The 14,431-nt window shown below is 59.9% G+C and carries 13 protein-coding genes and 1 tRNA gene; 10 read left to right on the plus strand and 4 right to left on the minus strand.

Annotated features, from left to right (window positions below; genetic code table 11):
• The first annotated feature begins 91 nt into the window (after window positions 1–91).
• Window positions 92–262, plus strand: a complete 171-nt coding sequence (locus BM216_RS34060) for a hypothetical protein (protein ID WP_177230824.1) — start codon at window positions 92–94, stop codon at window positions 260–262.
• 173 nt (window positions 263–435) lie between these two features.
• On the opposite strand, the gene BM216_RS17895 is transcribed toward BM216_RS34060, so the two are convergent.
• A tRNA-Cys gene (locus tag BM216_RS17895) sits at window positions 436–509 on the minus strand.
• A 262-nt stretch (window positions 510–771) separates the two neighbouring features.
• On the opposite strand from BM216_RS17895, the gene BM216_RS17900 reads away from it, so the two are divergent.
• The 7 genes from BM216_RS17900 (at window position 772) to BM216_RS17930 (ending at window position 9,191) form a co-directional block, all read left to right on the plus strand.
• Complete coding sequence (locus tag BM216_RS17900; RefSeq protein ID WP_093000575.1) at window positions 772–969, plus strand: hypothetical protein; 198 nt, start codon at window positions 772–774, stop codon at window positions 967–969.
• Window positions 970–1,126: 157 nt separating this feature from the next.
• Complete coding sequence (locus BM216_RS17905; RefSeq protein ID WP_093000576.1) at window positions 1,127–1,774, plus strand: protein-L-isoaspartate O-methyltransferase family protein; 648 nt, start codon at window positions 1,127–1,129, stop codon at window positions 1,772–1,774.
• Window positions 1,775–1,982: 208 nt separating this feature from the next.
• A complete protein-coding gene (locus BM216_RS17910) occupies window positions 1,983–2,912 on the plus strand; it encodes a PopZ family protein (protein ID WP_093000577.1) in 930 nt (309 codons plus the stop codon).
• A 122-nt stretch (window positions 2,913–3,034) separates the two neighbouring features.
• Entirely contained in the window at window positions 3,035–5,950 is a 2,916-nt protein-coding gene (locus BM216_RS17915) for a valine--tRNA ligase (protein ID WP_093000578.1), read from the plus strand.
• Window positions 5,951–6,305: 355 nt separating this feature from the next.
• On the plus strand, window positions 6,306–7,562 hold the full coding sequence (locus BM216_RS17920; protein ID WP_093000579.1) for an OmpP1/FadL family transporter: 1,257 nt from the start codon (window positions 6,306–6,308) through the stop codon (window positions 7,560–7,562).
• 468 nt (window positions 7,563–8,030) lie between these two features.
• On the plus strand, window positions 8,031–8,825 hold the full coding sequence (gene exoR / locus BM216_RS17925; RefSeq protein ID WP_093000580.1) for an exopolysaccharide production regulator ExoR: 795 nt from the start codon (window positions 8,031–8,033) through the stop codon (window positions 8,823–8,825).
• A 15-nt stretch (window positions 8,826–8,840) separates the two neighbouring features.
• On the plus strand, window positions 8,841–9,191 hold the full coding sequence (locus BM216_RS17930; RefSeq protein ID WP_093000581.1) for a VOC family protein: 351 nt from the start codon (window positions 8,841–8,843) through the stop codon (window positions 9,189–9,191).
• Between the two features lie 21 nt (window positions 9,192–9,212).
• Here BM216_RS17930 and BM216_RS17935 read toward each other — a convergent pair whose 3' ends face one another.
• From BM216_RS17935 to erpA, 3 genes are all read right to left on the minus strand, one after another.
• Window positions 9,213–9,989, minus strand: a complete 777-nt coding sequence (locus BM216_RS17935) for a hypothetical protein (protein WP_093000582.1) — start codon at window positions 9,987–9,989, stop codon at window positions 9,213–9,215.
• Between the two features lie 20 nt (window positions 9,990–10,009).
• Window positions 10,010–10,813 carry an exodeoxyribonuclease III gene (gene xth, locus BM216_RS17940; RefSeq protein ID WP_093000583.1) on the minus strand — a complete coding sequence of 268 codons (804 nt, stop codon included), beginning with the start codon at window positions 10,811–10,813 and terminating at the stop codon, window positions 10,010–10,012.
• 76 nt (window positions 10,814–10,889) lie between these two features.
• Window positions 10,890–11,219: an iron-sulfur cluster insertion protein ErpA gene (erpA, locus tag BM216_RS17945; protein ID WP_093000584.1), complete on the minus strand. Its 330-nt coding sequence runs from the start codon at window positions 11,217–11,219 to the stop codon at window positions 10,890–10,892.
• 168 nt (window positions 11,220–11,387) lie between these two features.
• Here erpA and BM216_RS17950 point away from each other — a divergent pair, with 168 nt between their 5' ends.
• Window positions 11,388–12,605 (plus strand): deoxyguanosinetriphosphate triphosphohydrolase, encoded by a 1,218-nt coding sequence (locus BM216_RS17950; protein ID WP_093000585.1) that lies wholly within the window; start codon window positions 11,388–11,390, stop codon window positions 12,603–12,605.
• A 64-nt stretch (window positions 12,606–12,669) separates the two neighbouring features.
• A complete protein-coding gene (argS, locus tag BM216_RS17955) occupies window positions 12,670–14,427 on the plus strand; it encodes an arginine--tRNA ligase (RefSeq protein WP_093000586.1) in 1,758 nt (585 codons plus the stop codon).
• Window positions 14,428–14,431: the final 4 nt, after the last annotated feature.

Below are 14,431 nucleotides of genomic sequence, written 5' to 3' on the forward strand. Positions count from 1 at the left end.
GGCATCACAATCACGCGATTGTCGTTGAAGGGATGGTGTGGGCGTTTGCCTGCCGCTATACTCCCGAAAGTCGCGAACGCCGGAGGAACAGGTGACAAAACCACGGCATCTGGAACAGCAGATGGAGGATGAGCTAGATAAGCTGAAGTTCACCATCAACCAATATGAGGATGCCATGAAGTGGGCTCCACGAATTCACCGAATGCAGGGATTCGTTGTTGGCATGGTCGTCGCGACGCTTCTCTGGTATTTCCTGCCCTGATACGTGCTGCGGCGTCGCAGTCTCAACCTCGGCTTAGCCGTGGCTCGCCTCAGGGATAGTGCCATAACGACAGCATGCTTCGGTGATTGGGCGCCCGGATGCTTGGTGGATGCAGAGCGTCGGGATTAGCCGGCTAGGCTCAACCGCTAAAGCTTCGGATAATCAGGGAAGTTTGGAGGCCTCGCCCGGAATTGAACCGGGGTACAAGGATTTGCAGTCCTCTGCGTCACCACTCCGCCACGAGGCCATCCGTGTAGTCGGGCTTGCGACTTGCAAGCTTGCGGGGTGTGTCGGGGCGTTTAGAACGAATCGAATTGTCGCGCAAGCACCTTGATCCGCTCTCGGGCGATTTTTATTGGCGATGCCCTTTGTCACGAAAAAATCGCACGCATGTCCAAGAGCGGTCCGATTGATATGGTTAATTTTTAACTTATTCGACGCAGCCTGGAACCGAATGGCGCCTTGCGCGATTCATGTCACCGCAATGCCGTGAATGGAGGATCGGACCCGTGCTTACTAAATTCGTCAACGCGCTTCGCCCGTCTGCATTGGATACGGAAGGCACAGGGACTTATCCCGACGGCCTCTTCGCCGCAGCGCTGATGCGCCAGGCCCAGGTCGAAATGAGTGGCAGCCTTCGTTCGTCCTACGGTCAGGACTATCTCGCGGCCCAGAAGCTCAACGAACCGCCGCGCAGCCATTCGTAATGGCCGGCGGAGCTTGGCGGCACCTGCCGTCCGTAGGGCGGCTGTGAAGACTGCGTGTTTTTTCTATTGGCTGCTGCCGCCGGCTTGAAACGGCGGTCGCTCACCAGTAAGACGGGCAGGTGACCCGTTGAGCACGCAGGATTTGAGGCGCAGACCCATGATAGATTTCGAGGCAGCCCGGATTAAGATGGTGGACAACCAGATCCGGACCACTGACGTAACGTCGCATTCCGTTCTGCAGGCTTTCTTGACCGTGCCGCGCGAGGAATACGTTCCGGAAAAGGCGAAGGCGCTCGCTTATATCGATACCGACATCGAGCTTGCACCCGGCCGTTTCCTTATGGAGGCATCGCCGCTCGCCAAGCTGCTGCAGATGGCTACGATCACCAAGAACGATAGCGTTCTGGAAGTCGGCACCGGCACCGGCTATGTGGCAGCCCTCCTTTCGCGCATTGCAGGCTCGGTCGTAGCACTTGAAAGCGATGCGGCACTGGCCGATGCGGCAGGTCAGAACCTTGCCGCCTGTCCCAACGTCAAGGTCGTTACCGGCGACCTCGAGAAGGGCCACACTGCCGGCGCGCCTTATGACCTGATCTTCGTCAACGGCGCCGTGGAAGAGATCCCGCCGGCACTTCTCGATCAGCTTGCAGAAGGCGGACGCCTTGTCGCCGTCGTAGGCTACGGCAATGCCGCCAAGGCCAAGCTTCTCCTGCGCGAGCGCGGCGCGATCTCGGAAAATTCCCGCTTCAACCTGTCCGTCAAGCCGCTGCCCGGTTTCCGGAAGGTCAAGGAATTCGTATTCTGACACGCTTGTCGGAGCCGCATTTATAAAGGGGCCAGTCGGCCCCTTTTTGATTCCGCCTGTGGCGGCGCAGACTCACGGCTAAGCAAAATCTGTGTATCGCGCCGATTGGATAGCTGCCTGTCATTGTGTCTTACGGTCAAGCACTTACACTACGACCAAAGACTCCGGTTGTGTGGAGTCGACGATACTCGGCAAATGCGAGGATGAAATGGCTCAGCCAAATGTAGCGCGCGAACCCTCCATGGAGGAGATCCTGGCGTCGATCCGACGGATCATTGAAAGCAACGATCCGACGACGGACGCTGCCGGTCTTCAGTCGACGTCCGAGGCCTACACGGATGATGAAATCGACGCGATCGAGGAAATCAGCTTCGATCCCGAGCAGGTCGCCAACGATGCCGGCTTGCCATTGCAGCCGCAGGCCGTTGCCGCGCCCGAGCTGGTCGCCGCGTCTGCAGAACGTTCACTTTCGCTGGCCGATGTCGCAGCACGCGTCCGCGCAGCCTCCGTCCGTCAGCAGGAGGCCCATCGCGCGGCCGGCCCGCGGGTGGAAGAGCCGGTAGCCCGGGCTCCAGAGCCTGCCTCCGTCATCTCGCCTTTCCCGACGCGGACCGTCGTGCCGGAAGTCTCCGCCCCTCCGGAACCGCTGGCGATGCCTGCACTGCGCCCGGCCCTCGAAGAGGCCTCATTCAAGACCTCCGACGAAACCGCGGGCAATTCAGAGGCCGAGATGCCGGAAGCGGCGGCGTTTGATGACGAGCGTCGTTCTCCTGAGATCGAGACGGCCCAGACCGCGCCGGCTGCTGCGGAATTTACAGCGCCGGAACCTGCAGCTCCCGATCTGCGCGAAGACACGTCGGATCTGTCGCGCCTGCCGGTGCAGATGGCTGCTTCTGCAGATGCGCCCTTGGCTGGTATCGCCGGGCTCCTGTCTGAGGCCGCCGGTGCGCAGGTCGCCAAATCCTTCGGCGAACTTGCAGATGTGTTCGACGGCCTGGAGCGTCGCTCGGTCGAGGAGATGGCTCAGGACATGCTGCGCCCGATGCTGCAGGAATGGCTGGACGACAATCTGCCGACGCTGGTGGAACGTCTCGTGCGCGAGGAAATCGAGCGCGTGGCGAGGGGCCCGCGTCGCTAAGTCGTCTGCAGGCGTCATTCGATATAGCCGCTCCGGCAACGGGGCGGCTTTTTTATTGACACCCTCCGCCCCATCTCTTTAACAACCCACAATCTCATTCATAAAGAAAAACGGGTCAGGAAATGCTCGATAAGACCTACGATTCCGCCGCCGTCGAACCGAAGATCGCCAAGACTTGGGACGATGCCGACGCTTTCCGCGCCGGCGCCAACGCGAAGCGGGGTGCGGAACCCTTCACCATCGTCATCCCGCCTCCGAATGTCACCGGCTCGCTGCATATGGGCCACGCGCTCAACAACACGCTACAGGACATCATGGTCCGCTTCGAGCGCATGCGCGGCAAGGACGTGCTGTGGCAGCCGGGCATGGACCATGCCGGCATCGCCACGCAGATGGTCGTCGAGCGCCAGCTGGCGGAGCGTCAGCTTCCCGGCCGCCGCGCCATGGGCCGCGAGGCCTTCGTCGACAAGGTCTGGGAGTGGAAGGCCGAATCCGGTGGCCTGATCTTCAACCAGTTGAAGCGTCTCGGCGCATCCTGCGACTGGTCGCGTGAGCGTTTCACCATGGACGAGGGCCTGTCCAAGGCCGTGCTCGAAGTCTTCGTCACGCTCTACAAGCAGAGCCTGATCTATCGCGGCAAGCGGCTGGTCAACTGGGACCCGAAATTCGAGACGGCGATTTCCGACATGGAAGTCGAGTCGAAGGAAGTCGACGGCCACATGTGGCACTTCAAGTACCCGCTGGCCGGCGGCGAAACCTACACCTATGTCGAGAAGGACGCCGACGGCAACGTCACCCTGTCCGAAGAGCGGGACTACATCTCGATTGCCACGACCCGTCCGGAAACCATGCTGGGTGATGGCGCGGTTGCGGTTCATCCGTCCGATGAACGCTATGCGCCGATCGTCGGCAAGCTTTGCGAGATCCCGGTCGGACCGAAGGAGCATCGCCGCCTGATCCCGATCATCACCGACGAATATCCGGAGAAGGATTTCGGCTCCGGTGCGGTCAAGATCACCGGCGCCCATGACTTCAACGACTACCAGGTCGCCAAGCGCAACGACATTCCGCTCTATCGCCTGATGGATACGAAGGCCGCGATGCGCGACGACGGTGAGCCCTATGCGGTCTGCGCCGCGCAGGCGCTTGCGATCACCAAGTCCGGCAAGCTGCCGAGCGAGAACGATGTCGACGAGATCAATCTGGTTCCCGAAGAGTATCGCGGCCTCGACCGGATGGCCGCGCGTGCCAAGATCATCGAGGCGATCAATGCCGAGGGCCTGAGCGTCACCATCAAGGACGCCGAAGGCAACGACATCCCCTATGTCGAGAAGAAGAAGATCATGCAGCCGTTCGGCGACCGCTCCGGCGTCGTCATCGAACCGATGCTGACCGACCAGTGGTTCGTCGACAACAAGGCGCTGGCAGGCCCGGCGCTCGATGCCGTGCGCGACGGCCGCACCAACTTCGTTCCGAAGAACTGGGAAAAGACCTATTTCAACTGGCTGGAAAACATCGAGCCCTGGTGCATTTCGCGCCAGCTCTGGTGGGGCCACCAGATCCCGGCATGGTACGGTCCGGACGGCCAGTGCTTCGTCGAAAAGAGCGAGGAAGAAGCGCTCGACGCTGCCGTCCAGCACTATCTGGCGCATGAAGGTCCGTGGAAGGCCTGGGTTCAGGAGAAGCTCGAGAACTTCCAGCCGGGTGATATCCTGACCCGTGACGAGGACGTCCTCGACACCTGGTTCTCGTCGGCGCTGTGGCCGTTCTCGACGCTCGGCTGGCCCGACAAGACGCCGGAACTGGAGCGCTACTATCCGACCAGCGTTCTCGTCACCGGCTTCGACATCATCCCGTTCTGGGTCGTCCGCATGATGCAGATGGGTCTGCACTTCATGAAGGATGCCGAGGGCAATGGCGTCGCGCCGTTCCACACGATCTACATCCATGCGCTGGTTCGCGACAAGAACGGCAACAAGATGTCGAAGTCGAAGGGCAACGTCATCGATCCGCTGGAGCTGATCGACGAATACGGTGCCGACGCGCTGCGCTTCACGCTGGCCATCATGGCGGCGCAGGGCAGGGACGTGAAGCTCGATCCGGCCCGCATCGCCGGCTATCGCAACTTCGGCACCAAGCTGTGGAACGCCACCCGCTTCGGCGAGATGAACGGTGTTGCGCGCGACGAAAACTTCAAGCCGGAAGACGCCAAGCTGACCGTCAACCGCTGGATCCTGACCGAGCTGTCGCGCACCGCGGCAGAAGTGACGACCGCGATCGAGACCCAGCGCTTCAACGAGGCGGCCGGCGCGCTCTATCGCTTCGTCTGGAACCAGGTCTGCGACTGGTATGTCGAGCTGCTGAAGCCGGTCTTCATGGGCGAAGACGAGCAGGCGAAGGCCGAGGCCCAAGCCTGCATGGCCTATGTCATGGAGAAGGCCTACGCGCTGCTGCATCCGTTCATGCCGTTCATGACGGAAGAGTTGTGGGCACATACGGCGACCCGTGACGGGCTGCTCGCCCATGCCGACTGGCCGGTCTCCGATTTCGCCGACGATGGTGCGGCGGACGAGATCAACTGGCTGATCGACATCGTCTCCGGCCTGCGTTCGGCGCGTTCGGAAATGAATGTCCCGCCGTCTGCCACCGCACCGCTGATCGTCGTCGGTGCCAATGAGGTGACGGCGTTCCGCATGCGCCAGCATGACGCGGCCATCCGCCGTCTTGCGCGTGTCGAAAGCATCGAGCCTGCGGATGTCGCCCCGAAGGGTGCGGCCCAGATCGTCGTCGGAGAGGCAACGGCCTGCCTGCCGCTCGGAAACCTGATCGATCTTGCTGCCGAAAAGGCCCGCATCGAAAAGGCGGTCGTGAAGACGGAACAGGAAATGGAGCGCCTCAACAAGAAGCTCTCCAACGAGAAGTTCATCGCCAACGCCGATCCGGAAGTTGTTGCGGCGGACCGTGAACGTTATGCCGAGCTGGAAATCCAGCAGGCAAACCTCAAGACCGCGCTCGTGCGAATCGCCGAAGCAGGCTGATCAAGCCGCGAGCCGCTCTGAAATGGAAATGCCGCATCCGGCGACGGGTGCGGCATTTTTAATAAGCAAAGCGAGTGCCGATCGCTCATTGTGCGCCTGCACAATATTAGAAAGACGCAATGTGGCCACATTGCCACAGCGAACAAATCCTACAATACAAAATTCTACGGCCCTATCCGATCGACACGGGATGAAGGTAATTTCATCTCGTGTCGGTCGATTCTGTCCCCTTAGCTGATGGGTTTACGTAAATTTTTGGCGATTGTGCAGTGCAGTCGCCCCGACAGCCGAAAGTTGTTGTTTAGGGTGAACCCTCTAGAGTGGCGCCGGTAATTTACCGGGAGTGGGAGAGAAAATGGTAAGCAAGTATATGGCGCGCGGAGTTCTTGCGGTGGCGGCCGTTGGAGTTCTGCAGGCACCGGCATTCGCGGGAGGGATCGAGAGAGGCGGCTACAATATCGACCTGCTATTCGATACGTCGCGATTTGCAGTCGAGTCGACAGCAACCTTCGTCATGCCGCAGCGTAGACTGAAGAACGTTCGCGATACCACCGAGTTTGATGCGCCGCTCGACACGGCCCCGACGCTGAATTCTCTTGGTTACTCATCGAGTGCCGACGATACCGAAAGTTACTGGTCGCCCCGGATTGGAGCGAAAGCCGGTTACGAAGGCTTCGACTGCATGTTCGATTATTCTCAGCCCTATGGCGCGCACTCCAAGCCTGGTGCGAATTGGGCCGGTGCGTATCAGAACGTCGAGACGAAGATCAACAGCGACAATTACGCGCTGACCTGTTCCTACAAGTTCGATGCCGGTCCGGGGCAGCTGCGTGTCATCGGCGGGGCCAATTATCTCGAAATGGATGGCTTCAAGGAGCGCCTTGTGATTGCGCCGGAGTTGCTTGGTCTTATTGCTCCCGGTTTTGCCGGCAACGGCATGGGCCGGCTTGATCTTGAGGGAGATGGTTGGGGTTGGCGGGCCGGTGTTGCCTATGAAATTCCGGAATATGCGTTCCGAGCCAGTCTCGTTTATTACAGCGAAGTAAAGCTCGACGGAGTTTCGGGGACGGTAGATCTGACCCAGCTTCCCGTTGGCCTTAATCCCTACAGTGGCCTTGTCACCAACGTTACCGGTTCGACTGCAATGCCGGACGCGCTAGAGCTCAAGGTTCAGTCCGGTATAGCACAGGATTGGTTGGCCTTCGGGTCGGTCAAGTGGACCGATTGGAGCCAGTTGCAGCGCATTCCGTTCTACAGTGGCGGTATCGAAGTCACCTCGCTCGACCTTGGTTATCGCGATGGTTGGACGGTCACCGGCGGTATCGGTCATAAGTTCAATGACCAGTGGAGCGGTGCCGTCAGCGTCACCTGGGACCGTGGAACCTCGGGCGACTACGGATCCCAGTCCGACACTTGGCTGTTCACCACCGGCGTTTCCTATGCGCCCACCAAGAATATCGAGATCCGCCTTGCCGGTGTCCTCGGTTTGATGACGGGTGGCGACTCGAAGTCGATGGTCGTGGATGGCGAAACGATCGGCAACGAGGCGACCTACGACTATGACAGCGATCTCGTCGCGGCCGTCTCGACTTCTCTCAGGGTCAAGTTCTGACGCAAATCTTCGATCTGAAAAGGCCCGGTTTCTGCCGGGCCTTTTCGCGCGTGTTACAGACGTCACATTTTGTGACGATTTGGCAACACTTTTCTGTGACGGTGCTCGTGCGCCCGGGGAGCAGGCTTTATGTCCACTTCCCGCCACAAACAGAGCGCAGCGATAAGGAAATAGAAAGCGCGGCCTGCGGGGGCGGGACGTGCATGCTGGAGTAACATGGGCGGGTTTGTTGAAGATAAACGGGGCTTTAGTGTCGCCGGACGATGGATTTCCCATCCATTTTCCGTTGCAGCCGAAGCTTTGTTGGCGGGTCCTAGTCTTGCCGAAAATGACGTTTACAGTTTCTTCAGCCTGAAGGGAGGCAGGATGTCCGGATCGACTGGTTCGGATCTTCTTACCGCGAGGCCAAAAAACCACGCCCTGATCGCTGGCCGAGCGGCCATGTCACGGGTTGAAAGAAACTGAACCATGCGGAAGTCTGGCACTGGATCCATGAGAGTATTGCTTCTTGGAATGTCGCTGGCGATGCTTTGCGCCGGATCGGCACCGGCCTTTGACATCAAGGCCGGAGTGTCGAAGGAATCGGGTCCCTTCGATCTCTTCAAATTCGGCTTCAAGGCCTACAAGAACGGCCAGAAGGAAGACGCCGTCGAAGCTTATCGCTATGCCGCCGAAAAGGGCCATACCGGCTCGCGCTGGGCGCTCGCCAACATGTATGCCTATGGCGACGGCGTGGCCAAGGACGACTACGAAGCCTTCAAGATCTATAACGAGATCGCCGCCCAGGGTGTCGAACCGGGTTCGGAAGATACGGGATTCTTCGTCAACGCGCTGCTATCGCTCGCGGACTACTATAGCCACGGCATCCCCGGCAGCCCGGTCAAGACGGATCTCTATCAGGCCCGCCAGCTCTATTTTCAGGTTGCCTCCACCTTCGGCGTTCCGGAAGCGCAATTCCAGCTCGCCAAGATGATGCTGTCCGGCGACGGTGGTGGCGCCAATATCCAGCAGGCCAAGAAGTGGTTGAATCAGGCCCGCAAGAGCGGCCATCCCGGCGCCATGGCCGTATTCGGCAACATCCTGTTCCAGGAAGGCCAGACACTGCGCGGCCTCGCCTTCCTGACTGCGGCGCTCGACCGCTGTGCCTCCAAGGATTGCGGCTGGATGGAACAGCTGCAGGAGCAGGCCTTCTCGATGGCCAGCGAACAGGAGCGTCGCAGCGCCGTCGCCATGTCGCACCAGCTGGCTGATACGGACGACTGAGGGTGAGGGGGAACGATGGCTGTTCGGCGGATCGTTCCCAATATCTCAGGTGACGATCCTGCCCGTGCGCAGGCGTTTTACGCCGATCTCTTTGATCTCGAACTCGCCATGGATCACGGCTGGATCGTGACCTTCGCGGGCGACGCGACGACCACGCCGCAGATAAGCGTCGCGCAGCATGCGGGCTCCGGCGCGCCTTTCGCCGACATATCCATCGAAGTCGACAATCTCGAAGACGTGCTGGCTCGAGCGAAAGCGCAAGGCTGCACCATCGAATATGGCCCCGCCGACGAACCATGGGGCGTGCGGCGATTTTTCCTCCGCGATCCCTTCGGCAGAATGATCAACGTGCTGCAGCACGTCTGAATGCATTATCTCGGCTGAAGGTCAGGGGCTCCAGTGCCATCGCACGAGCGGAGGCGTTGAGCTGCGATCAATAAAGATAAACCCTGTACCCGTTCCCAGATTGGCGAAATTGACGCAGTAGGCCACGCGGTCGAAGCTCGTATGTTCAAAGAGGTTGATCGAGTTGTCCACAAGCTCCTCGACCGGAACTTCGCCTTCCAGATAAACCGTTTCGTGAATCTGCAGCAAAAGCTCGAAGGGCGGGAAAGGTGTGTGTGACGGATCGAGCGTCACACCGTGTCCGGTCCAGTAGGGAGCCCCGCCTGCCTTCGTATACCAGCCGAGATCAAAATCGTAGGGATGGGCGATCTCTTCCGGCAGTTTCCTATGCGCCTGGTCATGATAAAATGACGGCAGCTGCTGGAGTGTCACCGGATCATCATGCGTTCCCCATCCGGCAATCCAGACCTCGTCATTGACGACCTGCTCGCCATCCTTGTTAAGCGGCTGTTCGGTCAGGCCACTGCTGATCTCCTCACATCGAAGCACGACGGCCTCGCAGGAGGTGGGATCGCCATAGCTCATGCACAGCATATTGGCGCAGTAGAAGAGGTGCAGCACGCTACCCGGCACGCCGAGATCAATCATCGGCAGGGCATGTTCCAGCTGCGCGACCATGCTCATCGGATCGCCGCAGTCGCTGCAGATCGACCAGCGTGATTGTGGAAAGCCCCAGGGACGGCCACCAAGTTTGGATACGAGACGATCCTGTGGTGGCTGCAAGGCCGCAAGCTGGAATTTCGGGCGGTAGAAGCGCATGGAAAGACCTGCAGCAGGACTTAAGCGAAATCGAAGATGCCGATGACCGGGACGTGGTCGGACGGCTTTTCCCAGGCGCGCACATGCTTCTCAATCGAGGTCGCCTTCAGGCGATCGGCGGCTTCCGGTGACAGAAGCAGATGGTCGATGCGGATGCCGTTGTTTTTCTGCCATGCGCCTGCCTGGTAATCCCAGAAGGAATAGAGCCGGGTCGCATCGGTCGTCGCGCGCACCGCGTCGACGAGGCCGAGATTTTCCAGGCGCCGGAAGGCGGCGCGCGTCTGCGGCAGGAAGAGTGCGTCGGTCGCCCAGACGGACGGATCGAAGCAGTCATGCGGCTCGGGGATGACATTGTAGTCGCCGGCGAGAATCAGCGGCTCTTCCAGTTCGAGGCAGGCCTGCGCATGGCGGCGCAGGCGCTCCATCCAGGCGAGCTTGTAGGGATATTTGACCGGATCGTCTGAGGGATTTCCGTTCGGCAGATAGATTGAAGCGACGCGGATTGCGCCTCCGGGCACCGAGAAGACGCATTCGATATAGCGAGACTGCTCGTCGATCGTACCATCGGGACCTTCGCCACCGGGCAGGCCGCGTATCACTTCGTCGGGCTTCGTCTTCGACAGGATGGCAACGCCGTTAAAACCCTTCTGGCCGTGAGTTTCGACGTGATAGCCGAGAGCTTCGATCTCGAGGCGGGGAAAACCTTCGTCGACCGATTTGATTTCCTGCAGGCAGACGATGTCCGGCGACGAATCGGTCAGCCATTGGCGCAGGTTGTCGATGCGTGCCTTGACGCCATTGATGTTCCAGGTCGCGATGTTCATGCCTTCACCCTCGCAGTCTATCGGTCTCTTTTAGCCGATAGCGCGCGAGAGGAAAGGGAAAGATCGTCGATTGGCGTCAGATGGAGAAGCTGGTGCCGCAGCCGCAGCTGGCAACCGCGTTCGGGTTCTTGATCTGGAAGGACTGGCCGAGCAGGTTGTCGACGAAGTCGATCTCGGAGCCCGCCATATAGATCAGCGACATGCTGTCGATCAGGACCTTGGCATCACCGTTGGAAATGACGACATCATCATCCGCAGGTGCTTCGGCCAAGTCGAACTTGTAGGAAAAGCCGGAACAGCCGCCGCCTTCGACGGAGACGCGAAGCGCCTGCTTGCCCGCATCGGCAGCGACGATCTGTGAGATGCGCTTGGCCGCTGCATCCGAGAGGGTTACGTTTTCAGTCATGTCTTTCGTCTCCTGCCGGGTTCAAGGCCCGGTGAGCTTCGGGCGAGGCCCTTAACAGCTCGAAGATACCAATTCGATTGTCACCGGCTTTGCGCGCGGTTTCACTATAGGTATGAAGACGTGAATGGCGCGTCAATGGGCGAGCAGGGACGAAGTACAGGTGAAGGCATGACAATCGATACCAGAGCGCTGGGTTTCGGCGGCGGCGAGCGGGCGGTCTACGCATCCGATCCCTGGGCGTCCCGTGGCAGGATGTTTCCCGAACAGACGAGCCTGACCCGCTCGGAATTCCAGCGCGACCGGGACCGCATCGTCCACACGACCGCCTTTCGCCGCCTGAAACACAAGACCCAGGTCTTCATCAGCCCCGACGGCGACCATTATCGCACGCGCCTGACCCATACGATCGAGGTCGCCCAGATAGCCCGTGCGCTGGCTCGTGCCCTCAAGCTCGACGAGGATCTGGCGGAAGGCGTGGCTCTGGTCCACGACTTCGGCCACACGCCCTTCGGTCACACGGGCGAGGACGCGCTGGACGAAGTGATGAAGCCCTATGGCGGTTTCGACCACAATGCCCAGTCGCTGCGGGTCGTGACCAAGCTCGAACGCCGCTATGCCGAATTCGATGGCCTAAACCTGACCTGGGAAAGCCTCGAAGGTCTGGTCAAGCACAATGGTCCACTGCTCGATGCAAAGGGCGAGGGCACCCATGGGCCGGTGCCGCAGCCGATCCGCGACTATTGCGAATTGCATGATCTGGAATTGGCGAGCTTTGCCAGCCTGGAGGCGCAGGTTGCCGCCATATCCGACGACATTGCCTACAACACCCATGACATTGATGACGGTTTACGCTCGGGACTTCTCACCTTCGACATGCTGGAAGAGGTGCCGTTCCTCGCCGGGCTGATGAAGGAGGTAAGGGATCGCTACCCGGATCTCGATCCGACCCGCTTCGCCTATGAGGTCACCCGCCGGCAGATCACCCATATGGTCGAGGATGTTATCGGCGTGGCGCAGTCCAATCTTGCCGCAGTGCAGCCCGGCAGTGCGGCCGAGGTGCGGGCTGCCGGCCGGGTGATTGCCACCTTCTCGCCGGACATGGCCGAGACCGACCGGCTGATCAAGAAGCTGCTGTTCTCGCGCATCTACCGCCACCCCGAAATCATGCGTATCCGCGCGGGCGCGTCTCAGATCGTCACCGACCTCTTCTCGAAATACATGGAAGACCCGACGCTGATGCGCAGCCACTTCTGGGTCAATCATATTTCCGGCCTGAAAAAGAGTGCGCGCGCCCGTCATGTGGCCGATTATCTGGCCGGAATGACGGATACCTATGCAATCCGCGTTCACGGCGAGTTGTTTGACCGGACTCCCGATTTGCGCTAGGGCCTCCACCCAATATCAACGGCTTTCCAAGGGTTCGCGCGATGAAACGCGCGGGTGAAAAGACATGAATTTGTTCGCCGACTTCGATCAGAGAATTAAGAATGCGCTTGAAACGCTTGATATCATCAAGGAAAAGCGCAGCGAAGTCGATTTCGGACGACTAACTGTCGAGCCGCCGCGCGACCAGAGCCACGGCGATGTCGCCACGAATGCAGCGATGGTCCTGGCCAAGCCGCTCGGCACGAATCCCCGTGCGCTTGCGGACCTGATTTCCGCTGCCCTGCGCGATGATCCTGATGTCAGCGAAGTCTCCGTTGCCGGCCCGGGTTTCATCAACATTCGCCTATCGACCGGCTACTGGCAGCGTCTCTTGGCTGTGATGATCGCCGAGGGCACCGACTACGGCCGCTCCAAGATCGGCGCCGGCCTGAAGGCCAATGTCGAATATGTCTCGGCTAACCCGACCGGCCCGATGCATGTCGGTCATTGCCGTGGCGCCGTTGTCGGCGATGCGCTGGCCAACCTCATGGGATTTGCCGGCTACGACATCACCAAGGAATATTACATCAACGATGCTGGCGGCCAGATCGACGTGCTGGCGCGTTCCGTCTTCCTGCGCTACCGCGAAGCTCTGGGCGAAAACATCGGCGAGATCCCCGCCGGTCTCTATCCGGGCGACTACCTCGTGCCGGTAGGCAAGGCGCTGGCGGATGAATACGGTCCTCGGCTGCACAACATGCCGGAAGAAGACTGGATGCCGATCGTCAAGGATCAGGCGGTCGCGGCGATGATGGTGATGATCCGCGAGGATCTGAACGCGTTGAACGTCCATCACGACGTCTTCTTCTCCGAACGCACGCTGCACGCCGATGGCGCCAAGCTGATCCGGGCGGCGATCAACGATCTGACCTTCAAGGGCCATGTCTACAAGGGCAAGCTGCCGCCGCCGAAGGGCCAGCTGCCGGAAGACTGGGAAGACCGCGACCAGACGCTGTTCCGTTCGACCGAGGTCGGCGACGATATCGACCGTCCGCTGATCAAGTCCGACGGCAGCTACACGTACTTTGCGGCCGACGTCGCCTACTTCAAGGAGAAGTACGACCGCGGCTTCGACGAGATGATCTATGTGCTCGGTGCCGACCATGGGGGCTATGTGAAGCGCCTGGAGGCCGTCGCCCGCGCCGTGTCCGACGGCAAGGCGAAGCTGACCGTTCTGCTGTGCCAGCTGGTCAAGCTCTATCGCGACGGCGAGCCGGTGAAGATGTCGAAGCGTTCCGGCGATTTCGTCACGCTGCGCGAAGTGGTGGACGAGGTCGGAAGTGATTCGGTTCGCTTCATGATGCTCTACCGCAAGAATTCCGAGCCGCTAGACTTCGATTTTGCCAAGGTTACCGAGCAGTCGAAGGATAATCCGGTCTTTTACGTGCAGTATGCTCACGCCCGCTGCATGTCCGTCTTCCGCCAGGCGAAGGACGCTTTCCCTGATCTCGATGTCGATTCGCTCGATTTCGCGTCGACTGTCGGCCAAATCACTGATTCGAACGAGCTTCAGCTTGTCGCCAAGCTTGCCGAATATCCGCGTCTGATAGAAAGCGCAGCGCTCTCTCAGGAGCCACATCGCGTCGTATTTTACCTGTATGACCTCGCAAGTTCCTTCCATGCGCATTGGAATAAAGGTAAAGAACAACCGGAATTACGCTTTGTTAACGATAAAAACCGAGAATTGAGCATTGCCAGGCTTGGGCTGGTGCGTGCTGTCGCTTGTGTTTTGAGGTCTGGCCTCGCTATTGCAGGGACGGCTGCGCCGGAAGAAATGCGGTAGTAAC

This window comes from Rhizobium sp. NFR07 (assembly GCF_900111905.1).
Classification (GTDB): domain Bacteria; phylum Pseudomonadota; class Alphaproteobacteria; order Rhizobiales; family Rhizobiaceae; genus Neorhizobium.